This is a genomic window from Nitrincola tibetensis (genome assembly GCF_003284585.1).
GTDB classification, from domain to species: domain Bacteria; phylum Pseudomonadota; class Gammaproteobacteria; order Pseudomonadales; family Balneatricaceae; genus Nitrincola; species Nitrincola tibetensis.
In genome coordinates this window covers 14,210-39,151 of the sequence record NZ_QKRX01000020.1, presented here as the reverse complement: position 1 = coordinate 39,151, position 24,942 = coordinate 14,210, and the positions used below count along the sequence as shown (strand labels likewise).

Sequence of the window (24,942 nt, the reverse complement as noted above, 5' to 3'; positions counted from 1 at the left end):
ACAAGAGGCAGCAGCAGAGCAAAATGTTAAAAACACTGATACATTCATTAATGAATCCAGATCGTTTCCCACATCCTTGTAGCCACATTGAGGTTATTGAAACTCATATCTCGTGGCTTCTGCTGACCGGTACGTTCGCCTATAAAATAAAAAAACCGGTTAACTTTGGATTTCTGGATTTTACATCATTAGAACAGCGCCGTGTGTGTTGTGAAGAAGAATTGCGCTTAAATCAGCGATTAGCACCCGACATTTATCAAGAAGTCATTGCGATTAGTGGTACCCATGATGATCCTATAATCGGCGACTCCTCAAACCCCATCGAATACGCAGTAAAAATGTCGCAATTTGATCCAGAGCATCGACTGGATCGCCAGCTAGCCAAACAACTCTTTGAAGCACGTTGGATAGACACACTGGCATTGCAAATCGCAGACTTTCACCAGCGCATACCAATTGTGGCACAAGATAGCCCCTGGGGTGAACCAGAAACCCTTTGGCAGCTGATTTCCGACAATTATGAACATTGTAATCAAAACCCTCAAGCGCTTGAGGACTCAGTTTTGTTATTGCGTCTGCATACTCAAACCGCGCAAGACTTCAAAGAGCTGGCTCCATTGCTAATTGAGCGTAAAAAACAAGGACATGTTCGAGAATGTCATGGTGATTTACATCTTGCCAACATCACCTTATTTCATGATCAATTGCGACTTTTCGATTGCATAGAATTCAACCTACAGTTTCGTTGGATAGATACGCTCTCTGATCTCGCTTTTCTATTGATGGACCTAGAAGCGAATAACCAGCCACGCTGGGCAAATCGATGCTTAAATCTGTATTTAGAAAAAAATGGAGACTATGGCGGTATCAGATTGCTAAACCTCTATAAAGCTTACCGTTCCATGGTTCGTGCCAAAGTTGCGTTGCTGGGCGAACATCCCGATACCACCAGTTTCAGGCATTATCTTCATTTAACCGAACGCTACTGCACTCCTCCACCTCCGGCACTTTACTTAATGCACGGTGTTTCGGGCAGTGGTAAGAGTTACTTAAGCCAACAACTGGTGGAAGAAATTGGTGCCATCCGCATTCGATCCGATGTTGAACGAAAGCGTTTGCATCATCAATTAAGCTTACAAGGTGAAGAGATCGAGCTCTATAGCGCCGACATGAATACACGAACCTTCCACCGCTTACGGGACCTAGCCGAAAAGCTCTTGCGTTCAGGGCAAACAGTTGTCGTCGATGCAACTTTCATTCGGCGCATTACCCGTAAAAGTTACGTCGAACTTGCACAACGACTTCAACTGCCTGTACGCATTATTAGCTGCACCTGCAAACCGCATCTAATTGAAGCACGACTTGTTCGCCGTAACGAAGAAGGTAAAGACCCATCCGATGCTGATATTCACATCATGCATCAGCAAGTCACCACTCAACAGCCGCTAACCGAAGAAGAAAAACGGATCACCCTCCCTGTTGATACAGAAGATGATGAGGCAATAGAGCAGCTATTATCACAACTGCGCGCACAGAACTTGCTTTTGCCTCAAGGTGGTCGCTAAACATGCTTAATATAGGCCAGTTGGAAGACTTTCCAGACAACCAAGCAGTGAACCTCGATATCGATGAGCAGGCATTCATTGTTATGCGACGCAAAGAGGCGGTTTACGTCTATGAAAACCGCTGTCCACACAGAGGGATTCGTTTAGAGTGGCAGGCCAATCAACTGATGGACATTGAAAAACAATTCATTCAATGTGCCACCCACGGTGCCTTATTCAAACCAGAAACAGGTGTCTGCATTGCTGGCCCTTGTCGCCATCAATCACTGCGTGCTTGCCAGACCTCCATCCATGAACGTCATGTGTACCTTGTTATATCATAATTTGGATGACCTACAGCGAGCGGACAGTCTTTCCAGTGCGGCCTCAATGCGCTCAAAACTCGTTGTGTAAGAAAAGCGTACATAACGCTCTGCTTGATACTGGCCAAAATCAGCGCCTGGGGTAACCGCAATAAAATCTTCCTCAAGCAACTGCCAACAAAACTCAAAACTGTTTGAAGTAAGATGAGACGCATCTGCATACACATAAAATGCACCATCAGGTACTACAGGCACTTCGAACCCTAAACGCTTCAACCCCTCCACCAACAGATTACGTCGACGCGCAAATGCCTGACGACGCTGCTCAAACACACTCATTGCCTCCTCACTAAATGCGGCAAGTGCCGCATATTGAGACAGGGTCGGTGGTGAAATAAATAAATTTTGCGCCATCTTCTCCATCTCTTTAACTGCTTCTTCAGGCGCAACCAGCCACCCCAGCCGCCACCCCGTCATTCCAAAATACTTGGAAAAACTGTTAATCACTATCGCACTCGGGTCAACCGACAAAACAGTATCTGCATCCGTGTCGTAGGTTAAGCCATGGTACAACTCGTCCAGGATTAACTGCCCACCGAACGCTTTTACTTGATCCGCAATGGCGTGCAGAGATGCTTTATCAATCAGTGTTCCAGTTGGGTTAGAAGGTGAAGCCAATAAAACACCGGCAGTGGAAGGCAACCAATGCTGAGCAATTAAATCCGGCGTCAACTGAAAGCGATGCTCAGGCCCAGTTGGCACCAATTGACCTCTAGCTTCTAGCAAACGTAAAAACTGTCGATTACAGGGATAGCCAGGATCACTCATCATGATCGTTCTCCCTTGGTCAGCAATAAGAGAGAAGGCCAACAATAGCGCCCCTGAAGCCCCCGGAGTGACTAACACTTGAGCTGGCGTGATCGACACCTTGTATCGCTCTGCGTAAAACTGCGCAATTCTTTCTCGCAGTTCCGGAATACCCGCCGCGGGGGTGTATTGAGTTTTGCCTGCGTTTAAAGCAGTCACCGCTGCTTGAACGATGGGGGCCGCCGTCGCAAAGTCTGGTTCACCCACCTCAAGATGAATAACATCATGCCCTAGAGCTTCTAACTCTCTGGCCCGCTTTAATAAGTCCATGACTTTAAAGGATTCGATTTCTTTTGAACGGAGGCTCCATTGATTTTGCATAACTCTACCTGCACATCTAAAAACTGGAATACTAACCTCAAGTTACCGCACCAGCATAGTGCATATCAGAGAATATCAATTTTTCATTGCTATAGGTCTGGTTAAATGACGTCGGTTCTGGTAATTTCACCGCCTTTTAGGGCTTAATGCTAAAATACAGATCTTAAGTAGATTAGTATTAAGCTAATAACAGAAAGGCCATTTCATCTATGGTAATGCCTTTCATTATTGCAAGCGATGTGAGGCTGTACTATGCCAACCAACAACGACTCTCAAATACATCACCCAGCACCTTATCAGGCGCATGAGGGTGAAGAATACATGAACGATGCGCAGAAACAGCATTTTCGCGAAATTCTGCTGGCCTGGAAACAAGAGTTGATGGAAGAAGTTGACAGCACCATCACTCATCTTAAAGAGGAAGCGACAAATTTCGCTGACCCAACCGACCGTGCGAGCCAAGAAGAAGAATTCAGTCTTGAACTCAGAACACGGGACCGTGAGCGTAAATTAATTCGAAAAATCGATGAAGCGCTAGAACGGCTTGAAGATGATGACTATGGCTACTGTGAAGCCTGTGGTGTTGATATCGGTATACGTCGTCTGGAAGCTCGTCCAACGGCAACACTCTGTATTGACTGTAAAACGCTAGCCGAGATTAAAGAAAAGCAGCTCGGTGGTTAATAACAAGTCGGGTCAGTGATCTCATTTCTGGCCCGTACTTGTAGACAATGCAACTCATGATATATACGGGTCGTTTTGCGCCGTCTCCTACAGGGCCTCTTCACTTTGGATCATTATTAGCGGCGCTCGCTAGCTTCCTTGATGCTCGCCATCACAAAGGGAAATGGTTAGTTCGTATTGAAGATATCGACACTCCCCGTGTTGTCGAAAATGCAAACGACTGGATTTTACAAACCTTAGATGCATATGGCCTGCAATGGGATGATACCGTTGTTTATCAAAGCCAGCGCCTTCGCCTCTACGAAGAACACCTACACAAACTGATTCACCAGCAAGAAGCCTATGCTTGCTGCTGCACAAGAAGTGAGTTAAGTGTTCGAAACGCACGCCACCTCTACGATGGAAAATGCCGGGAAACACCTCCTAAAACTGACGCAAGCGTCGCTATACGATTGCGCTCAAGCGCAGTCAAATCTGAATTTACTGATCGAATACAAGGTAAACAGGTTCTACATCAGTCAAGAGCCGACGACTTTGTTTTAAAACGCCGAGATGGATATTTCGCCTACCAACTGGCCGTCGTTATTGATGACCATGACCAACATATCACTCACGTTGTTCGTGGTGCTGATTTACTTCAAGAGACCTTTAGACAGCGCGACTTACAAGCTCATTTCAATTTCCAACAACTAGAATATGCTCATATTCCACTGGCTACCTATACAAACGGGCAGAAACTCAGCAAACAAAATCTAGCCCCTGCGATCTCAAACAACAAGGTGGTGGAAAACTTATGCTTTGCGCTCAAATGCCTGGGTCAAAACCCACCACAAGAACTCTTTCAAGCAACTCGGCGTGAGATCATCGACTGGGCAATCAAAAACTGGCAAATTGAACAGATTCCAGCCACCTGTGTTTTGCCCAATCAGCAAGAGGCGTGAATGCATCAGCATCGTTTACTGTTTTTATTGACGCTTAGCGGATTTTTTATTCTGCCATCCCTTATTGATATCTGGCTATTTGGTGGCATTGGGTGGTTATGGCCATTTTTTATTTGGCTGATCATTATTTTCATTTCAAGCTTTATTGCTTGGCTAAAACTGCGATGAAATCATGAGCATTTATCTACTTGCGACGCTTAGTATCACCTATCTTCTTTTATTGTTCTTAGCCGCCTACGCCTCCGAGAGAGGAATTTTGCCGCAGCGTCTTGTTCAGAATCCTATCATTCACTCTCTTTCTCTTGGCGTTTATGCAAGTGCCTGGACATTTTACGGTGCATTTGGCATGGCGGCCGAGACTGGCTTCTCCTATTTAGTTTCTTATCTTGGAGCCACCGCAACTTTTATCCTAGCACCTTTAATTTTAATCCCGTTGCTAAGGATTACTCGCAGCTACCAACTAAGCTCTGTTGCCGACTTGTTTGCTTTTCGCTTTCGTAGTGCCTTTATTGGCAGCTTGATCACTCTGTTTATTCTAGTCGCAAGCATGCCGTTACTAGCGATACAAATCCAAGCCTTCGTCGAATCTGTTCATGTCATAGATTCAAGTGTTCCGCGCCACAAAATTGCAGCCGCTTTTTGCGTAATCATCGCGCTCTTCTCAATTTTATACGGTGCTCGACACGCCTCCTTAAGAAGCCGACATGATGGTCTTGTGGTCGCAATCGCCCTTGAGTCTATTGTCAAACTAACGGCCATCCTTTCACTTACTCTTTTTGCATTTATCTGGATACACGGTGGATTTTCAGGCTTATCTGAATGGTTAAGCCAACACCCAGAAGTTCTACAGAACATGAAACAGCCACCTGAATCCGGAAGCTGGAGAACCCTGTTCATCGTTTTTTTCGCAGCCGCTTTTATCACTCCACATATGTTTCATTTATTGTTTGGTGAAAATGCAACGGAAAAAAGCTTAACCCTATCAATGATCATCATGCCCGTTTTTTTATTGATTATGGCACTCTGTGTGCCAATTTTACTTTGGGCAAGCCAACGACTCGACACCGTAAGTCATCCAGACTTCATTCTTCTTGGCATGAGTGATCAACTCAACCAACAGTGGTTTGGTGCCATTACCTTTATTGGAGGACTCTCGGCTGCCAGCGGGATAACCATCGTCGCCACCGTCGCACTCGCGTCCATGATGCAAAACCATCTTTTACTGCCTATCATTCGTTTACCCGACTCTATTCGTATGTACAAATGGCTTTTGTGGATTCGTCGAAGCCTTATTCTATTTGTGATGCTCGGCAGTTATACCGCCTATGTTTACCTCGATCATCATTACGAACTTTCTTACCTAGGACTCATTACGTTCATTGGCTTTGTCCAATTTTTACCCGGTGTGTTAGCCACGTTATATTGGCAAAGAGCGAGCCGCATAGGATTTCTAGCGGGTCTTATCGTCGGAGCAGCCTTTTGGTTTTTCACTATCCTCCTGCCCGTTTTACTCCCTGACGCATCGCTGATTACCCGAGATCTTTTAGATAAATGGTATCTCTTTGCGTTGCTGTCCCTTCTCATCAACACCTTAACCATGATCTTAGTGTCCTTTGTTGTACCAGCAGACGCTGAAGAACAGGACACCGCGTTATCCTGCGTACTAAACGCTCTGCCACGCCCATCCAGCTTTAGCTCAGACCATGAAACACTTGAGGATATAGCGCAACGCCTTAGCTCTCGTCTTGGGAAAGCCTCCGCACAAAGGGAGATTGAATCGGCCTTGGCCCTTTTAAAGCTTCCCATGAGCAACAAGCTGAAACCCTTAGATGTATTAAGGTTACGCAACATACTTGAAAATAACTTATCAGGTCTTCTAGGGCCAGCAGAAGCAACAGCGGTACTACGGCCCAACGAAATAAGCTCAAAGGGCCGTTATAAAAGTCGTGAAATCCACTTACTTGAGAACCAACTAGAGAACTACCATGAGCGTCTTTCGGGTCTCGCTGCAGAACTCGATCGAATGAGGCGGCACCATCGATTTACGTTACAAAGACTGCCGATCGGTGTCTGCACCCTAGATGAGCAAGCACACGTACTGTTTTGGAATGAGGCACTTGAAAACTACACTGGGCTTTCAGCTGAAGCCACGTTAGGCGTTAATATTGCCGCACTCCCTTATCCTTGGTCAGAGTTCTTAGGCCATTTCACCCGCACCAATGACACCTACCAACCCGCTACCACGATTGATATAGGCGGCAGCACCCATTGGTTCAGTTTGCATAAGACTCATTTGGATGATCAACCTGAAAAGGGATTGATTCTTTTGGTTGAAGATGAAACTGAACACAAAGCGCTGGCCAACCGTTTGGCTCATACCGAACGCTTAGCGTCTGTTGGTCGCTTTGCAGCCGGGGTCGCCCATGAGATTGGCAATCCCGTCACAGGGATCGCCTGCTTGGCACAAAATCTGAAATTAGAGACAGATGAACCTGAAGTTCTGCGCACGGGCAGTCAAATATTGCATCAAACATCGCGTATCACCCGTATTGTTCAGTCTTTGATTCGCTTTGCACATACAGGAAGCAATGATGGACATTCGGAGTTTGCACCTGTTCATTTATGCCAATGCATTCAAGAGGCCATTGATCTTGTGCGCTTAGATGAACGCGGCAAAGACATGCTGATTACAAACCAAGTGGATGAAAGCCTGTATTGTGACGGTGACGAACAGCTGTTATTGCAAGTCTTTGTTAACCTGATTAATAATGCCTGCGATGCCTCAACTGAACGCGCAAAGATTTTAATCGACGCCAGCATCCACCATGACCGTCTTAAGATCAGAGTCACGGACGACGGCACAGGCATTACCCCAGAACACTTTCCACGCTTGTTCGAACCCTTCTTCACCACAAAAGATCCTGGTAAAGGGACTGGTTTAGGACTTTCGTTAGTCTACAATATTATTACTGAACATTATGGTACTATTGAAATAATTAGTCCTGCCAACAAAAAACAGAACAAAGGCACTCAGGTAATCATTCAGCTTCCCTTACGGCAAAGTGCTATTTGCACTTCCGTAGGCTATTTGAATTAACAGGTCCCCGTAGTATGAGCCGAATTCTGATTGTTGAGGATGAGCAAGTCATACGAGAGGCACTCAAACGCCTACTCGTTAAGCATCACTACAGCACTGATTGCGCTAGCAATGTCAATGATGCTGAAACGCTGATGCATGCTCACGCCTATGATCTTATTATTAGTGATTTACGCTTACCCGGTCGAGCAGGCACAGATCTGATTGGCAACTTTGCCAACATACCGGTGTTAATCATGACCAGCTATGCCAGCATGCGCTCCGCAATTGATGCAATGAAGCTAGGGGCCGTTGATTATTTAGCAAAACCCTTTGATCACGACGAAATGCTAAGTACGATCAGCAAACTGATTCGTACTGAACCAATACTCGACGATGCACTCGCAATCGGGCCTGACCTCATCACTGGGGATTGTGATGCCGTGATTGAGTTGAGAAAACGCATTAATAAAGTCGCCCAAACAGATGCCACCGTCTTAATTCTCGGGGAGTCTGGAACTGGCAAAGAGCTGGCTGCGCGTAGCATCCACCAAAAAAGCCAGCGCTCAAGCGCTCCTATGATCAGCGTCAACTGCGCCGCGATACCCGATAGTTTAATTGAGTCTGAACTCTTTGGGCACGAAAAGGGCGCATTTACAGGTGCAGATACCTGCCGCAGTGGCTTAATTGAAGCGGCAGATAAAGGCACACTCTTTCTCGATGAAATTGGCGAGCTCCCTCTAGAAGCACAAGCACGACTGTTACGCTTCCTTCAAGAAGGAGAAATTCGACGCGTAGGTGCTGTCCATGCACGAAAAGTAAACGTCCGACTAATTGCGGCCACACATCGAGACCTCAAGGCCATGGCGAGTGAAGGTCGCTTTCGTGAGGATTTGTACTACAGACTCTACGTCATGGAACTCAACATGCCAGCGCTCCGTGAGCGAGGCGATGACATCGTAGAACTGGCCAGAATTTTCTTAAGTGAGCAAAATCGTAAGCATAATGCCAAGCTAGAATTCAGCACCGCAAGCTTACAAGCGATCAAAGCACATTTGTGGCCAGGGAATGTTCGGGAGTTGCAAAACGCAATTGAACGCGCTGTCATTCTGGCAGAAGGCCCACTCATTACACCTGATATTTTAGGGCTTAAAGTATCGCCCTCACCCGCACCTACGCCTTCTGAGCCAATGCAAACGCAAAAAAACCAGCACGAACCTAAACCCGATTTATCCTTAGATGACTACTTTCAGCGCTACGTCTTAGAAAACCAAGAAAGCATGAATGAAACTGATTTAGCAAAAAACTTAGGCATCAGCCGAAAATGCCTTTGGGAGCGTCGCCAGAAACTAGGCATACCGCGTAAACCTAAAAAAGAAAGCCTAAGTTAACGCCATTGTAACGCGAGGGTTACAAACCGGTTACACTTTCTAAAAAGTGTTACCATAATACACACAGGTAACACTTACACCCTAGGAAGGGGTAACAAACTCCATAGAAAAACCAAGTTAATTTGTCGAAAATAAAAACAAAATATAAAAAACAATGAGTTATAAAAACTGGCACAATACCTGCTCTATATAGGGTAATAACAATAAAAACAGACACATCAGCATCAATAAAAATAAAAACGCTGAAATACTTATGATGTAGCGCCTCAAATAAAAATAACAATGAGGCTTAGCTGAAGACAGAGTACCAACAAACACTTTTCACAGTGCTCGAAAAACAACAACACATTTTGTTGCTTAGTCTGTCTTCAGCTTCCACACCATGATCCCTTCACTCCGACCTTACCTCACCATGACTATCCCCTTAAGAAATTTTAACTGTTATTATGTGCAGATAGCGATAATCTTGACACTTCACTCCTTAATGGAACAAAAATAACAGATGCTTAATACGGGTTTAGACTACATTATTTTTTTAGCGATCATTCTTTGTGTCGTTATCTCTGGCGTTTTGCTAGTGAAACGCATGCCAAAACCTATTCCAAAAGAAGTGATTCCTGAGCCAGAACTGAAAGAACAGCTCATGCAAGACCTTCACTTAGGTGAAAAACGCGTCATCCCAGAGAACATTCATCAAATTCCACGGCATCTTTTAGATGACAATGCTATGAAGGTTGTTTACAGACTTCATGATGCAGGTCACGAAAGCTACTTGGTTGGCGGATGTATTCGCGACCTACTCTTGGGTAAACGCCCAAAGGATTTTGATGTGGCCACATCAGCTCACCCAGAAGAAGCGGTAGAATTGTTTCACAGAGGGAGACTGATTGGTCGTCGCTTCAAACTGCTCCATGTTCGTTTCGGTAGAGAAATTATTGAAGTTGCCACTTTCCGCGCAGCGCATGATTCGGATGACAATGAAACAGGCGAGCATGGCCGCCAATCCGACACAGGCTTGATTCTGCGTGACAATGTCTATGGCAGCATTGAAGAAGATGCTCTTCGTCGCGATTTTACGATCAATGCCTTATATTACTGTGTTCGTGATTACAGCATTCATGACTTTGCAAACGGCTATCCCGATTTGCAAAACCGAATTATTCGCATGATTGGTGACCCTGAACAACGCTACCGCGAAGACCCCGTCAGAATGCTAAGGGCCGCAAGATTTGCAGCCAAACTTGGCTTTGAAGTCGAAGACACAACAGCCGAACCCATTCACCGACTTAACAGTTTACTCGGTCGTATTGCCCCTGCCCGCCTATTCGATGAAACGCTCAAGCTTTTGCAAACAGGCCATGGCAGTGCCTCATACCGCCAACTGCAACGTTTTGGTTTATTCAAATATTTATTTCCATCCACGCAAGCGATTCTTGAAAATCCAGACTATCCGACAGCAGAACTCATCACGCAGATTCTTCGCAATACCGATCGTCGCTTGGATCAAGGCAAAAGTGTCACCCCAGCCTTTATGTTTGCCGCGCTGCTTTGGTACCCCCTACAAGAGCGCTATCTCGAACTTTTGGATGATCTGCCGCCCCTGCCTGCACTTCACGAGGCGGCTAACCAAATATTAGCAATGCAGGTTAAAGCAACGGCCATCCCTAGACGCTTTTCGACACCAATGCGCGAAATATGGGAACTGCAACTTAGGTTGCCACGTTATCACGGAAAAAAAGCCGAAACCTTAATCATGCACCCGAGATTTCGGGCCGCCTATGATTTAATCGTGCTGCGTGAGAGTGCCGGTGAAGATTTACAAGGCTTAGGCAAATGGTGGACAGATTATCAGTCAGCAAATACCGAGCAACGCCGCCTCATGAGCATTGCCAAATCAACGGATGAGCGTCCTAGAAAAAAGCGTCGTCGCAAACCCATCACTCGGAAGCCTAGTGTATGAATTCTGCTACTATTCGCTGTTTTATCGGAATTGGCAGCAATTTAGATGACCCCATCCAGCAAGTTCAACAAGCGTTGCTAGAACTCAACGAATTACCCGAATCAGCATTGATACAACATTCATCACTGTACGTCTCTGCACCGGTTGGCCCCCAAGACCAACCGGATTTTGTTAATGCCGTTGCGGAAATTAATACCCACCTGGACGCCCACGCACTGTTAGATGAGCTACAGGCGTTAGAACAGCTTCATCAACGCATTAGAATTCAACACTGGGGGCCGCGTACACTGGATCTAGATCTTCTCATTTATGGCAACGAATTGATTCGAACGGAACGCTTAAATGTCCCTCATCCCTTTATGACTGAACGCAATTTTGTGATGTATCCACTAGCAGAAATCGCTCCTGATTTGATTTTTCCGGATAAAACCTCGCTTTCAGCCTATCTAGCGAATTGTCCAATGGGCAAACTCAAGCAAATACAGATATAATGTCGTTTTAATGCATTGCACAATTTCTTGTCTGGATGATTTATGAGTAACATCACACTGCATACACTGACGAGCCTCAAAGAAGCGGGCAAAAAATTTACAGTTCTAACTGCATATGATGCGACCTTTGCCCATTTAATGAGCACGGCTGGTATCGAAATGATTCTAGTCGGTGATTCATTAGGCATGGTTTTACAAGGCAATAGCAGCACACTACCCGTCACACTCGAAGAGATGGCTTACCATACTCGCTGTGTCGCCCAAGGCAATCAGGGTGCGATGATTATGGCTGATCTTCCTTTTATGACCTACGCCACTGCTGAACAATGCATGTCTAGCGCAGCTAAACTGATGCAAGCAGGCGCTCATCTGGTCAAAATCGAAGGAGGGGCTTGGCTCGCTGACAGCATAGAAATGCTGGCCACTCGCGGAATCCCTGTCTGTGCTCATCTAGGCTTAACTCCCCAAGCGGTGAACAAACTAGGTGGTTATAAAGTTCAAGGGAAAGATAAAAGCTCGGCCCTTGAAATGATTGAGGATGCTAGACGCTTAGAAGAAGCAGGCGCCAGCCTTTTATTGCTTGAGTGCGTCCCTTCACTATTGGCTGAAGAAATCACGCGCAATGCGAGCATCCCCGTTATTGGTATTGGCGCAGGCCCCGCGACCGATGCTCAAGTACTTGTTTTACACGACATGTTAGGCATTACACCCGGACGTAGACCTAAATTTACCAAAAATTTTATGGAAGGGTGCAATAGCATTGAAGGCGCAATTTTGCGCTATATTGATGAGGTCAAAAACGGCACCTTCCCGAGCGAAGCACAGAGTTTCTAAGCCATGCAAACTATTATAACAATCGACGAGCTACGCTCCGCTTTAAAGCCTCATCGCCACCAAAATAGGCGCATTGCGCTGGTGCCCACCATGGGCAACCTTCATGCGGGTCATATTCGCCTAGTTGAAGAAGCTGTCAAAAAAGCAGACATAGTTGTCGCCAGTATTTTTGTAAACCCTCTGCAGTTTGGTGCGAATGAGGATTTAGATAAATACCCGCGTACTCTCGATGCAGACAAACTCAAACTCGAAGCAGCAGGGTGTGATTTCTTATTCACACCTTCCGATCACGAGGTTTATCCCGAAGGGCGCAATACACAGACACTCGTTGAAGTCCCCGGACTCTCAGAACTTTACTGTGGACATAGTCGTCCTGGACACTTTGTTGGCGTCGCAACGGTCGTTTGTAAACTGTTTAACATTGTACAACCAGACATTGCCTTTTTTGGCAAAAAAGACTTCCAACAGTTACGTGTTATCCGAAAAATGGTCGCTGATTTATGCATCCCAATTGAAATTGTGGGCATTCCCATTGTTCGTGCGGATTCGGGCTTAGCACTGAGCTCTCGTAATGGTTACTTATCTGCCGAAGAATTGGCGGCAGCCAGCCAAATGCACCAAGTTTTAATGGACTGTGCTGATAAAATACGTCAAGGCGAGCGTTCATTTAGAGAGCTCGAAGACTCTGCGCTCAACCTTTTAGAAAGTTCTGGATTTAAGCGCGACTATCTTCGCATTGTCAGGCAAGAAGACCTTTTAGCAGCGCAGACTGAAGACACCAAGCTGGTTATTTTGGCTGCTGCATACATGAGACACACACGCTTGATCGACAATATCGAGATCGATCTTTAAAAAGCCCTCAAGGTCACCTTCCGACCTATTTCTAATGGGCATCCAACTTGACAGAATGGCTCTATTTCGCGCAGACTCAAAGGGTCTGCCGAGATACGTCATAGCGGTTAGACATGTTAGTTTGTAGCTGCGAAATGCTCGGCGTTTGATTAGCCTTATTAACGTCATTCACGAGCATGAATCGGTGTAGGATATTTTTACCAATTCATGAGGAATACACATGCGCGAAGTTGTAATTGTTGCTGCTGGCCGAACGGCTGTAGGCGCATTTAATGGTTCTCTTGCTTCCTTGTCTGCTGCCACACTCGGCGCCACGGTAATCAAAGGATTACTCGACAAGCATGCGATTAACCCTGCGGAAGTAGATGAAGTCATTTTTGGTCAAGTTTTAACCGCTGGTTGTGGACAAAACCCAGCTCGTCAGGCGCTTATTCATGCCGGCATTCCACAAGAAGTTCCCGCAATAACCATCAATAAAGTCTGCGGTTCTGGCTTAAAAGCTATCCAGATGGCAGTTCAAGCGATTCGCTGTGGTGATGCTGATATGATCATTGCGGGCGGTCAAGAAAGCATGTCTCAATCTCCACATATACTGCCTAACTCACGTAACGGTGCCCGCATGGGCGATTGGAAAATGGTCGACTCCATGATCCAAGACGGCTTATGGGATGCCTTTAACAATTACCACATGGGCATCACGACTGAAAATATCGTTGAAAAATACGGTTTTACTCGTGAAGAACAGGATGCATTTGCACTCGCATCACAGAACAAAGCTGAAGCTGCAGTGACAGCTGGGCGCTTCAAAGACGAGATCATTCCAGTGCTGATTCCTCAGCGTAAAGGTGATCCTGTTGTATTCGACACAGATGAGCAACCACGACTTGGCTGCACGCTTGAGATGTTAGAAAAATTACGCCCTGCCTTTAAAAAAGATGGCACGGTCACAGCAGGTAACAGTTCCACTATCAATGATGGTGCAGCAGCCGTCATCGTTTGCTCAGCTGAAAAAGCGCAAGCCTTGGGTTTGACGCCCATTGCACGCATTGCTGCGTATGCTTCTTCCGGTGTTGATCCTGCAATCATGGGAACAGGCCCTATCTGTGCAACCCAAAAAGCACTTGAAAAAGCAGGTTGGACAGTCGATGACTTAGACCTAATCGAAGCCAACGAAGCCTTTGCTGCTCAAGCCATGTCTGTAAACAAAGATTTAGGCTGGGATACAAGCAAAGTGAATGTCAACGGCGGTGCCATTGCCTTAGGACATCCAATCGGCGCATCCGGATGCCGAATCTTCGTTTCGTTACTTCACGAAATGGCACGTAGAGATGCGAAAAAAGGCCTCGCTACACTTTGTATTGGCGGTGGAATGGGAACGGCCCTTGCGGTAGAGCGCGACTAATCGCCCAACCAGTCAGCCATTGAATAAATTGATGGCTGACTGATTTTGCTTCATACGCAATGATTTATTAAATCACCACGATCGCACCCTTTCCAACACCTTCGAACGCACGAACCTCGACTTCATAGTCTGAATACTCTTCCTTAATTTGCTCGGCTAGATGCTGCGCTATTTGCTCTACAGTTGTTTCAGTCACTAAGTCATAGCAGTAGCGAGCCGGTAATTCCAACTGAAAAGCTCCCTGAGGTGCTAAATATTCGTATCGATTTACCCCATCAATAGATTCCACACGATGAGCCAAAGTACCAATATAAATATCCGAAAATTGCTGTGACCAATACAACTCAACATCTTGGCGGCGTTTATTATCCAGCTTCACTTCCATACGAGAACGGTGGCCATGCGCAATGCGCTGACAATTTCCTTTATGTTGCTGTAAGCCGTGGCTGTAGTGATAAAAAGCGCCCTCAATTTTTTCTGCAACGAAGTGGATTTCAACACTTTCGACCTGTTCAGGAAACAATGCCAATAACTGTTCTTGAGCCCAACCTGCCACCGTTTTTTGTGTGATCTCTGCAACAGGTAGCAGTGCAATCGCTTGATGTGGTGCCTTACAAAAGAAACGCTCCCCTCCTGGGTAAAACCATTCTACCGCAGTGTCCTGCTCATCTTGAGACACCGTCAGTGACTCCATGTCACGTGCGACCACTAACATATGATCGACATGGCTATCGAGCCACGCCTTAATACGCTTTTTTACCGTGCCAAAGTCACATATCATGCCTTGGTCATCCAGCTTACCTTGTAAAATCAGCTGCGCTTCCCAAGACTCTCCCACCAAGCCACGCTGAGGATGAAGGTAAGAAAAGTCAACATGGGTTAGGTTATCAACAAAGAGTTTCACAGCCACCTCAATCTATCGGTTAAGAGTCGCTATTTTAGCGTAAACCGCCGTGACTTTCATGACACAAACTTTAAGGATATTGGCTGTATTCTAGGATAGGGTATACTCTCTTTTTTCGAAGGATTAACAGGCCTTATGCGTTTAGACAAATATTTAGCTCAAGCCACCGGACAATCTCGCAAAGATGTTAAACGACTTATCCATGCATGGTTGGTTTCGGTCAATGGCGAACCTGAACGTGATTCAGGTCGGCATATCTTAGAGACCGATGAAGTTGAGGTGGAAGGCACGTTACTCTCACAGCCTCGCCCGCTCTATATCATGCTATATAAGCCCGAAGGCTATGTCTGCGCGACAGACGATCCAACCCACCCAACCGTACTAACGCTCATTGACTCTCCGAGAGCTAACGCGCTACACATTGCTGGACGCCTAGACATAGATGCCACAGGGTTAGTGTTGCTCACGGATGACGGTAAATGGTCACACCAAGTCACTTCTCCGAAACACAAAACAGATAAGCTCTACCATGTCAGCCTTGCCGACCCGCTAGATGCTAACGCTGAAGCGCTCTTTGAAACAGGCCTTCTCCTCAAAGGAGAAACACAACGCACGAAGCCCGCACGACTTGAGCGAATTGATGAGACCCACTGCTGGGTAACGCTCACCGAAGGGCGTTACCATCAAGTTAAGCGCATGTTTGCCGCATTAGGTAATCGTGTAACAAATTTGCATCGGCAACGAATTGGCCGCATTGAGCTGGATGAAAACCTCTCACCCGGTGAGTATCGAGAACTTACATTCGAAGAAATCCGTGACGTTAACTTAGAGAAAACTGAGACAGACGATGCAGCGCGTTGATTTTGCCTTTCAACAAGTGATGCAATACCTGAACACCACGTCACAGGAGCGCACACTATGGATTGCTGACGAGAATACGCCTTCCGATATTCCGTCTAGCGTTATAAACGTCGAAGTGATTTGCAATCGATACGATCTGTACCTTGCTTTTCAAAAAGCAGGTTGGTCTTGCGAGTTTAATGATTTCGAACTTCATGCACATTCAGACACTTCATTTGACCGTATCGTCTATCGTATTTCAAAAGAGAAGCCCCTAGTACACCATATCATCAATCATGCATTACGCATGTTAAAAACCAATGGGTGTTTGATTCTTATTGGTGACAAATCAGAAGGTATTAAAACATTCAGCCGTAAAACGTCCGTTCTTTTTCAAACCCCCTTAGTCGAACACAAAGTGACTGGCAGTTTATGGGTGTCAGAACATACCAAAAGCCATCAGACATCAGATACCGACTGGCTGGATGATCAAAACTACTCCGAGCTTCGGACTAAATCCTTCGACAATGGCAAAACTTACTACACTAAACCTGGTCTGTTTGGCTGGCAAAAAATTGATAAAGGCAGTGCATTTCTCATCGATGAATTGCCTAACATGCTTGGGGACGCCTCATTGATACAGGGATCCGTACTCGATTTAGGTTGTGGTTTTGGATATCTGAGTGTTGAGTTGGCAAAATACCCAATTGAGTTAACCTGTACGGATAATAATGCCGCCGCATTGCTTGCATGCGCTGCAAACCTGACATATGTAGACCATCAAGGAAGAGTTGTTCCTTCCGATGCAGGTGCTGAACTTTCAAGCAACTCCTTTGATCTTATTGTCTGCAACCCACCCTTCCATTCTGGCTTCTCAACTTCGTCCGAGTTAACGCAACGCTTTTTAAACCAGACAGCTCGTTTGTTAAAACCCAAGGGGATTGCATGCTTTGTTGTAAACCAACACATTGCACTAGAAAAAATCGCTTTGTCATATTTTAGAGATGTTAAACTATGCGCTGACAACGGCCATTTTAAACTTTTAACCCTGCAAGCCCCTAAAATTTAGAAGGATTCAATATGACCCTTGAATACTTGCGTCAGGCACTATTCTTTTTTAAATCGCATTTAATGGCATTGGCTGCGATTCAGCTGCCATTTTTACTTATTCTAGCGCTTCTCAAATTCAGTGCAACGGGTCAATTGAGCGATGAGATGGACACTCTTCCATCCAGTTTTTTATTAATCGGCCTTTTGGAGTTGGCTCTTTTACCCCTGTACTGGGGGGCAACCATTTTTTACATGAAGTCTGTTCTTGATGGCAATCCTCTACCCACCTTACAAGCCATTAGTCTTGGAATTAGTAGCTGGGGGCGGTTACTGATCACCTACCTTCTAAATGGGTTGGCGGTAATGGCTGGTTTAATCATGCTCATCATTCCCGGCGTATTTGTCGGTGTTCGCCTTTCCTTTGCAGACTATATTTGCGTGTTAGAAGGCAAAACGGCGTCTACATCACTTAAGCAAAGCTGGGGCCAATCTAAAGAGTTTTTCTGGACATTGCTGCAAGGCTATTTATTAATTTTCGTCTCACTTCTCCTTATGCAAATGCTCATAGAAAACATCGTCGGCTCTTCAGGCATTAGTATTCTGTTATCACTTGTAATTGATTTTTGCTCAATACTCATCACTATTTTTGGCTTTAGGCTCTACACTCTGTCTCAAGACAAAGTGTAAAACGGCCATTTTTTCCATAAAAAAACCTCACTCCTTAGAGTGAGGTTTTTTATTTAGAAGCCAGATCCCGCTGAATTAACCAGCAACAGACTCATCTTCAAGTGTGTCTTTCATTGAAAGTTTGATGCGACCACGAACATCAACATCCAGCACTTTCACTTTAACGACATCGCCCATGTTGATGTAATCCGTTACAGCCTTCACACGCTCGTTAGCGATCTGAGAGATGTGAACCAAACCGTCTTTTCCAGGCAGGATATTAACAAACGCACCGAACTCTTCGATACGAACAACGGTACCTTCGTAGATTTTACCGACTTCAGCTTCCGCCGTAATCGCCAATACACGCTCAAGAGCAGCCTTCGCAGCAGGACGGCTAGCCGCATAAATACGAACTGTACCATCATCTTCAATATCAATAGCCGCACCTGTCTCTTCAGTTAAAGCACGGATAGTCGCACCGCCTTTACCAATCAAGTCACGGATTTTTTCTGGGTTTACTTTAATCTGAGTCATCGCAGGCGCATTCTCTGGCAGCTCTGGACGGCTATAACCAATAACCTTCGCCATCTCACGCAGAATATGCTTACGAGCTTCTAATGCCTGCTCCAGCGCAATCTCCATGATTTGCTCAGTGATACCTGTGATTTTGATATCCATCTGCAGAGCCGTGATACCGTTATCAGTACCTGCAACTTTAAAGTCCATGTCACCTAAGTGATCTTCATCACCAAGGATATCGGTCAACACAGCAAAACGCTCGCCTTCTTTCACTAAGCCCATTGCAATACCCGCAACAGGTGCTTTCAATGGAACGCCCGCATCCATCAATGCAAGTGATGCACCACAGACAGATGCCATCGAACTTGAACCATTGGATTCAGTGATTTCAGATACAACGCGGATAGCATACGGAAAATCGTCATTCGACGGCAATACCGCTTGAATACCACGACGCGCCAAACGTCCATGCCCAATTTCACGACGACCCGGGCCAGCCATACGGCCTGCTTCACCTACTGAATAGGATGGGAAGTTATACTGCAGCATAAAACCATCTTTACGCTCACCTTCGATCGCATCGATGATTTGCATGTCACGGTTTGTACCCAGCGTACAAGTCACGATTGCCTGAGTTTCGCCACGCGTAAACAAAGACGAACCATGAACGCTTTTTAGCATGTCAATTTCAACACTGATTGGACGAACAGTTTTAGTATCACGTCCATCAATACGAGGTTGACCTTCTAAGATACGGTCACGTACGGTATCTTTCTCAACCGAAGAGAATACTTTCTTAACCGCATCAGCCGATGGCGCTGATTCTGCATCGGTTACCAAGGCCGCAAGCACTTCGTCACGCAAGGCGCGCACAGTGTCTTGGCGCAGTACTTTATCAGCCACTTGGTACGCATCATTCAAACGAGCACCCAAGAGATCTTTGACCTGCTGAGTCAAACTCAAGTCTTTCTCAACTGGCGTCCAATCCCAAGTTGGTTTAGCAGCGATAGCAGCTAACTCATTGATCGCATTGATCACAACTTGGAACTCTTGATGCGCAAACAAAACGCCGCCAAGCATTTCGTCTTCGGTTAACTCTTTCGCTTCTGACTCAACCATTAAGATTGCATCAGACGTTCCAGCCACAACCATGTCAAGTTCAGAATCCGCTAACTCTGCATAGGTTGGATTTAAGATATAACCGCGCTCTTCTGTGAAACCAACGCGAGCAGCGCCAATTGGGCCTTCAAATGGAATACCAGAGATCGCTAGAGCGGCAGAGGTTCCAATCATGGCTGCAATATCTGAATCCGTGCCAACATCAGCGGACATCACCTGACAGACAACTTGGACTTCATTCATGAAGCCTTTAGGAAATAAAGGACGAATCGGACGGTCGATCAAGCGTGAAGTGAGTGTTTCTTTTTCGGTAGGGCGAGCTTCACGCTTAAAGAAGCCACCCGGAATACGGCCAACGGCGTAGTAACGCTCTTGATAATGAACAGACAGTGGGAAAAAATCCTGTCCAGGCTTAGCTTCTTTTACACCCACAACGGTGCATAGAACCTGAGTTTTTTCATCAATCGTCACCATTACAGCACCTGTTGCTTGACGCGCAACTTTGCCTGTTTCTAACGTAACGTTTTGCTGACCAAATTGGAATGTTTTAGTAATCGCTTGCACGATAAATTCTCCTTAACAAAGCTGAGATCAGTGCTGAGCGACTCAATCATACCCTTCTTTTGACCAGTACTCAGATAAAGACTGTCCAGTCTTTATCTGAGTACAGGCCGGATGATTCATAACATTCAGAACTGACCATAAAAATAGGGCCATACACTGTATGGCCCCGAGGTAACACGGTATCTTAGCGACGCAGACCTAAACGGCCAATCAGCTTAAGGTAACGGTCAACATCTTTTCTTTTCAAATAATCCAACAGCTTACGACGTTGGTTTACCATACGAATCAAACCACGACGTGAGTGGTGGTCTTGCTTGTTGGTTTTGAAGTGACCTTGCAGGCCTTCAATGTTCGCAGTTAACAATGCGACTTGTACTTCAGGAGAACCAGTATCACCCTCCGCACGAGCATAACTTGCAACGATTTCTGCTTTCTTTTCTACGCTTAACGCCATTTAAATCTCCTTAACAATATGCTCACAACCCACGGGTTGCTGGTTAATAGACGCGCAGAACCAGGCATATTTCCAGAACTGCGTCAGTGCTGTGACGGCCTCAGCAGTCACAGCGAAATTATACGTCATCGCTTCGGATGAGGCGTTTGCCTTTTAAAAGACCTGTTTCGTCTGTTTCGCCCAAGCCTAAAAAGCGGCCTGAAAGGGTATCAAACAATCGAAATTCTGAAGACACCGCTACGTCAACACGGACTCGACGACCATACAGAATATCTTCTGTTTGGCCTGCACTTAGCGTCAGTTCAGGGATGTCTGCAATCGCACTCCAAGCGGGCAATAATAACGTATCCAAAGCATTTTGTATGTAACTTTGCTCCGGATTTTCGGACATTTGCTCATCAATATAGGACTGTAACTCAGCTTGAGTTCGCATCATTTCAACAGTGAAATGCCCTGTCGTCAAACGATGCAAAGCTTTAACATGAGCCCCACAGCCTAACAACTGCCCTAAGTCCTCTACGATACTGCGTATGTAGGTTCCTTTAGAGCAACTCACTTCGAGATCAATTTCATCCGCTCTCAGAGCCAGCAAGCGTATACTATGTATTGTCACCCGACGCGATTTAACTTCAACTTCTATGCCTTGGCGAGCCAGTTTATACAAAGGCTGACCATTCAGCTTTAAGGCCGAATACATAGACGGAACTTGTTCAATTTCGCCGCTAAAATGCTCAACAAGTAAGGTTTCAACCCTCTCTTGTGTCAAATCATCAGGAACTGGACGAGTTTCAACAATCTCTCCCTCGGCATCACTGGTCGTTGTTCTAACGCCTAATTTTGCCGTTGTAACATAGGATTTATCAGAGTCGAGCAGATACTGAGAAAACTTTGTCGCCTCGCCTAAGCAGATAGGCAACATTCCCGTTGCTAAAGGATCAAGCGCTCCAGTATGGCCGGCCTTTTCAGCGCCATAAAGATGCTTGATCTGCTGCAGTGCTTTATTTGAGCTCATGCCCGCAGATTTATTTAATAAAAAAATGCCGTCTATACGACGGCCTTTTGGTTTACGAGCCAAAGCTTACTCCTCAGGCTTGTCTGAATCCGTGTCGGGCGTCACCCTTTTTTGCTCTTGCTGATAGGCTTGCTCTATCAAACTGTGCAAACGTCGGCCACGGTCAACACTGGCGTCAAAGTGAAACCGCAACTGCGGCATCACTCTTAGTTTAATGCCTTTCGATAATTCTTTGCGCAAAAAACCAGCCGCATGATTCAGCACTGCAAGGGATTGCTCAAGAGCAACCTCCTGCGTCTGATCACCTAATGGCATAACGGTTACGTAAACATCAGAATAACCTAGATCCTTACTGACTTTGACATAACTAATCGTCACCATGCCTAAGCGTGGGTCTTTAATTTCGCGCTGAATCAGCATCGCCAGATCCCGTTGGATCTGGTCTGATACTCGATCGGTACGTTTAAATTCGCGAGCCATAGTTCTCCGTTATAAAGTACGTTTCACTTCGATAGTGTCAAAGACTTCGATCTGGTCACCCACACGAACATCATTATAGTTCTTAACGCCGATGCCGCACTCCATGCCATTTCTGACTTCGGCAACAACATCTTTAAAGCGACGTAAAGACTCTAATTCGCCTTCATAAATAACAATGTTGTCGCGTAGTACGCGGATGCGCTTGTTACGGTAAACCGTTCCTTCGATAACCATACAGCCAGCAATCTGACCCAGCTTCGGAGAGCGGAAAACATCACGTACTTCAGCAATACCAACGATATCTTCACGATATTCAGGAGATAGCAGACCGGCCATCGCTTGCTTCACATCGTTAATGATGTCGTAAATAACACTGTAGTAACGAAGCTCAAGCTCTTCACGCTCAACAATCGCCTTGGCCTGGTTATCCGCACGGACATTGAAGCCGATTAGAATCGCGGATGAAGCCAACGCCAAGTTTGCATCAGTTTCACCAAAACCACCAATACCACTTGATACGATATTGACTTTCACTTCGTCCGTCGACAACTCTTCTAGAGACTGTGTTAAAGCTTCTAAAGAACCTCGAACATCCGCTTTGAGAACGATGTTAAGTGACTTAACATCCCCTGCCTGCATATTCGCAAACAAATTCTCTAACTTCGCTTTTTGTTGACGAGCCAGTTTAACTTCACGGAATTTGCCTTGACGGAAAAGCGCCACTTCACGCGCTTTCTTCTCAGAAGACACGACAGCAAACTCATCACCAGCATCTGGCGTTCCATCTAAACCAAGAATCTCGACTGGAATAGCAGGTCCTGCTGTATCAACTGAACGACCATTTTCATCCAACATCGCACGGACACGACCGTAGTAGAGCCCAGCCAAGACGATATCGCCTTTACGAAGTGTGCCGTTTTGTACCAATAAGGTCGAAACAGATCCGCGGCCTTTATCTAAACGTGACTCAACGACAACACCCGTAGCAGGGATGGTAGGTATGGCTTTTAATTCCAACACTTCCGCCTGAAGAAGGACTGCATCTAACAGTGCATCAATACCTTCACCGGTTTTTGCTGAAACATGCACAAACTGCACATCACCGCCCCATTCTTCTGAAATAACATCGCGCTGCGCTAATTCACTACGAACACGATCTAGATCAGCATCTGGCTTATCAATCTTATTCACGGCAACAACGATCGGCACATTACCAGCTTTGGCGTGCTGAATAGCCTCCTCTGTTTGCGGCATCACGCCATCATCAGCAGCAACGACCAAGATCACGATATCCGTAAGCTTAGCACCACGCGCACGCATCGCAGTAAAGGCAGCATGCCCCGGTGTATCCAAGAAGGTAACCATGCCATTATCGGTTTCAACATGGTAAGCACCGATATGCTGGGTGATACCGCCCGACTCGCCCGCAGCGACCTTTGCTTTACGAATATAGTCCAGCAAAGAGGTCTTGCCGTGGTCGACGTGTCCCATAACGGTAACAACAGGAGCACGATGCATTTCTTCACCTTCGTGAGCCTGCATGCTTTCAAGCAACGCATCTTCAACTGCGTTTTCTTGCATCGCTGTTGCTTTATGCCCCATTTCCTCTACGACCAGCATTGCTGTGTCTTGATCAAGGATTTGGTTAATGGTTGCCATTGCACCCATTTTGAACATTACTTTTATAACTTCAGCCGCCTTAACAGACATTTTCTTCGCCAACTCGGCGACAGTAATGCTTTCTGGCAGGCTTACTTCATGAACCACTGGGCCTGTCGGCTTTTCAAAACCGTGCTGGTTTTGGACACGACCACGAGCATTTGCACGCTTTGGACTTTTACCAGGACGACGAGTGCCTCTAGGCATCTCTTCTTCGCCAACAGACGGTGCTCTAGCAGCAATAGGCTTGCCACGTCTAGGAATTTCATCCGCGTCTTTATTGCGGCCTCTTTCCTTGTTGTTACGCGCATCTTTAGTTTTAGACGGCGCTTTTTTGTCTTTGTCTGGTGACGAATCATCAGCGGTACGCGGCTTTTTAGCAGCAACTGCATCGCCAGCATTCGAAGTCACCTCTTTTTGAGTAGACTCAACAGCAGCTGATTTTGTTTCAGATACAGGCTCAGAGACTTCAGAAACTGTTGACGTAACTGACTCAGCCGTTGATGACTGCCCTTCGACCGACGGAACAGCGGTATTCACCGCAGTATCGTTCACTGCAGTATCTGTAACCAGGGTTTCAGCTGCCTGTACCACTTCAGGTACAGCCGGATTTGGCTGAGGCTGAGCATCTTGAGCCACTTGGTTTTCAAGCTCATCGCGCTTTACATAGGTGCGTTTTTTACGCACTTCAACATTGACCGTTTTTCGTTTCCCAGATGCACCTGAGACCTTCAATTGCGATGTTGTTTTACGCTTAAGTGTAATTTTGATCGGCTCATTTCCAGTTGATTGCTCACCATGAGACTTTTTCAAAAAATTTAACAGTGACTGACGCTCAGCATCAGTTACATTAGATGTTTCATTCTTACCTTTGATACCGGCATCTTGCATCTGCTTGAGCAATCGCTCAACGGATACACCAACCACATCGGCAAGTTGTTTAACGGTTACTTCTGCCATAAATGGGTTCCTCTTCTCCGTTGATA

22 protein-coding genes are annotated in these 24,942 nt (G+C 45.9%); 15 read left to right on the top strand and 7 right to left on the bottom strand.

Features of this window, described 5'->3' with window-relative positions; translation table 11 throughout:
* The first annotated feature begins 23 nt into the window (after nucleotides 1-23).
* Together DN062_RS17330 and DN062_RS17325 are read left to right on the top strand one after the other, a co-directional pair.
* Entirely contained in the window at nucleotides 24-1,565 is a 1,542-nt protein-coding gene (locus DN062_RS17330) for a bifunctional aminoglycoside phosphotransferase/ATP-binding protein (RefSeq protein WP_112160558.1), read from the top strand.
* A gap of 2 nt (nucleotides 1,566-1,567) precedes the next feature.
* Nucleotides 1,568-1,888 carry a Rieske (2Fe-2S) protein gene (locus tag DN062_RS17325; protein ID WP_112160557.1) on the top strand — a complete coding sequence of 107 codons (321 nt, stop codon included), beginning with the start codon at nucleotides 1,568-1,570 and terminating at the stop codon, nucleotides 1,886-1,888.
* On the opposite strand, the gene DN062_RS17320 is transcribed toward DN062_RS17325, so the two are convergent.
* On the bottom strand, nucleotides 1,883-3,055 hold the full coding sequence (locus DN062_RS17320; protein ID WP_112160556.1) for a pyridoxal phosphate-dependent aminotransferase: 1,173 nt from the start codon (nucleotides 3,053-3,055) through the stop codon (nucleotides 1,883-1,885). The two genes, DN062_RS17325 and DN062_RS17320, sit on opposite strands and share 6 nt — an antisense overlap.
* Before the next feature lie 252 nt (nucleotides 3,056-3,307).
* On the opposite strand from DN062_RS17320, the gene dksA reads away from it, so the two are divergent.
* The 10 genes from dksA to DN062_RS17275 all read left to right on the top strand — a co-directional run bounded on the left by dksA (nucleotide 3,308) and on the right by DN062_RS17275 (nucleotide 14,686).
* A complete protein-coding gene (gene dksA / locus DN062_RS17315; protein WP_112160555.1) occupies nucleotides 3,308-3,739 on the top strand; it encodes an RNA polymerase-binding protein DksA in 432 nt (143 codons plus the stop codon).
* Between the two features lie 47 nt (nucleotides 3,740-3,786).
* Entirely contained in the window at nucleotides 3,787-4,680 is an 894-nt protein-coding gene (gene gluQRS, locus DN062_RS17310) for a tRNA glutamyl-Q(34) synthetase GluQRS (RefSeq protein ID WP_239995832.1), read from the top strand.
* On the top strand, nucleotides 4,681-4,848 hold the full coding sequence (locus DN062_RS18575; RefSeq protein WP_156460570.1) for a hypothetical protein: 168 nt from the start codon (nucleotides 4,681-4,683) through the stop codon (nucleotides 4,846-4,848). It abuts the gene before it with no gap.
* Between the two features lie 4 nt (nucleotides 4,849-4,852).
* On the top strand, nucleotides 4,853-7,777 hold the full coding sequence (locus tag DN062_RS17305; RefSeq protein ID WP_112160553.1) for an ATP-binding protein: 2,925 nt from the start codon (nucleotides 4,853-4,855) through the stop codon (nucleotides 7,775-7,777).
* A gap of 14 nt (nucleotides 7,778-7,791) precedes the next feature.
* Nucleotides 7,792-9,147, top strand: a complete 1,356-nt coding sequence (locus tag DN062_RS17300) for a sigma-54-dependent transcriptional regulator (protein ID WP_112160552.1) — start codon at nucleotides 7,792-7,794, stop codon at nucleotides 9,145-9,147.
* Between the two features lie 502 nt (nucleotides 9,148-9,649).
* Nucleotides 9,650-11,107: a polynucleotide adenylyltransferase PcnB gene (gene pcnB, locus DN062_RS17295; protein WP_112160551.1), complete on the top strand. Its 1,458-nt coding sequence runs from the start codon at nucleotides 9,650-9,652 to the stop codon at nucleotides 11,105-11,107.
* The gene (folK, locus tag DN062_RS17290; protein WP_112160550.1) at nucleotides 11,104-11,598 is read left to right on the top strand and encodes a 2-amino-4-hydroxy-6-hydroxymethyldihydropteridine diphosphokinase; all 495 of its coding nucleotides are present in this window, start codon (nucleotides 11,104-11,106) and stop codon (nucleotides 11,596-11,598) included. Before pcnB ends, folK begins: the two co-directional genes overlap by 4 nt.
* A gap of 42 nt (nucleotides 11,599-11,640) precedes the next feature.
* The gene (gene panB, locus DN062_RS17285) at nucleotides 11,641-12,432 is read left to right on the top strand and encodes a 3-methyl-2-oxobutanoate hydroxymethyltransferase (protein WP_112160549.1); all 792 of its coding nucleotides are present in this window, start codon (nucleotides 11,641-11,643) and stop codon (nucleotides 12,430-12,432) included.
* A gap of 3 nt (nucleotides 12,433-12,435) precedes the next feature.
* Nucleotides 12,436-13,284 carry a pantoate--beta-alanine ligase gene (gene panC, locus DN062_RS17280; protein ID WP_112160548.1) on the top strand — a complete coding sequence of 283 codons (849 nt, stop codon included), beginning with the start codon at nucleotides 12,436-12,438 and terminating at the stop codon, nucleotides 13,282-13,284.
* Nucleotides 13,285-13,504: 220 nt separating this feature from the next.
* Complete coding sequence (locus tag DN062_RS17275; RefSeq protein ID WP_112160547.1) at nucleotides 13,505-14,686, top strand: acetyl-CoA C-acetyltransferase; 1,182 nt, start codon at nucleotides 13,505-13,507, stop codon at nucleotides 14,684-14,686.
* A gap of 67 nt (nucleotides 14,687-14,753) precedes the next feature.
* Here the strand turns inward: DN062_RS17275 and DN062_RS17270 are convergent, their stop codons facing one another.
* Nucleotides 14,754-15,590, bottom strand: coding sequence for a 6-carboxytetrahydropterin synthase (locus DN062_RS17270; RefSeq protein WP_112160546.1), 837 nt, complete (start codon nucleotides 15,588-15,590; stop codon nucleotides 14,754-14,756).
* Between the two features lie 135 nt (nucleotides 15,591-15,725).
* On the opposite strand from DN062_RS17270, the gene rsuA reads away from it, so the two are divergent.
* From rsuA to DN062_RS17255, 3 genes are read left to right on the top strand one after another with little or no spacing between them, the layout of a single operon-like run.
* Nucleotides 15,726-16,451, top strand: coding sequence for a 16S rRNA pseudouridine(516) synthase RsuA (gene rsuA / locus DN062_RS17265; protein WP_112160545.1), 726 nt, complete (start codon nucleotides 15,726-15,728; stop codon nucleotides 16,449-16,451).
* Nucleotides 16,438-17,499, top strand: a complete 1,062-nt coding sequence (locus tag DN062_RS17260; protein WP_112160544.1) for a class I SAM-dependent methyltransferase — start codon at nucleotides 16,438-16,440, stop codon at nucleotides 17,497-17,499. Before rsuA ends, DN062_RS17260 begins: the two co-directional genes overlap by 14 nt.
* Nucleotides 17,500-17,510: 11 nt before the next feature.
* Complete coding sequence (locus DN062_RS17255; RefSeq protein ID WP_112160543.1) at nucleotides 17,511-18,167, top strand: YciC family protein; 657 nt, start codon at nucleotides 17,511-17,513, stop codon at nucleotides 18,165-18,167.
* 75 nt (nucleotides 18,168-18,242) lie between these two features.
* Here DN062_RS17255 and pnp read toward each other — a convergent pair whose 3' ends face one another.
* From pnp to infB, 5 genes are all read right to left on the bottom strand, one after another.
* Nucleotides 18,243-20,351: a polyribonucleotide nucleotidyltransferase gene (gene pnp / locus DN062_RS17250; RefSeq protein ID WP_112160542.1), complete on the bottom strand. Its 2,109-nt coding sequence runs from the start codon at nucleotides 20,349-20,351 to the stop codon at nucleotides 18,243-18,245.
* A gap of 184 nt (nucleotides 20,352-20,535) precedes the next feature.
* Nucleotides 20,536-20,805 (bottom strand): 30S ribosomal protein S15, encoded by a 270-nt coding sequence (gene rpsO, locus DN062_RS17245; RefSeq protein ID WP_036514252.1) that lies wholly within the window; start codon nucleotides 20,803-20,805, stop codon nucleotides 20,536-20,538.
* Between the two features lie 118 nt (nucleotides 20,806-20,923).
* Nucleotides 20,924-21,880 carry a tRNA pseudouridine(55) synthase TruB gene (truB, locus tag DN062_RS17240; protein ID WP_112160541.1) on the bottom strand — a complete coding sequence of 319 codons (957 nt, stop codon included), beginning with the start codon at nucleotides 21,878-21,880 and terminating at the stop codon, nucleotides 20,924-20,926.
* A 3-nt stretch (nucleotides 21,881-21,883) separates the two neighbouring features.
* Nucleotides 21,884-22,297: a 30S ribosome-binding factor RbfA gene (rbfA, locus tag DN062_RS17235; protein ID WP_112160540.1), complete on the bottom strand. Its 414-nt coding sequence runs from the start codon at nucleotides 22,295-22,297 to the stop codon at nucleotides 21,884-21,886.
* Between the two features lie 9 nt (nucleotides 22,298-22,306).
* Nucleotides 22,307-24,916: a translation initiation factor IF-2 gene (gene infB, locus DN062_RS17230; protein WP_112160539.1), complete on the bottom strand. Its 2,610-nt coding sequence runs from the start codon at nucleotides 24,914-24,916 to the stop codon at nucleotides 22,307-22,309.
* Nucleotides 24,917-24,942: the final 26 nt, after the last annotated feature.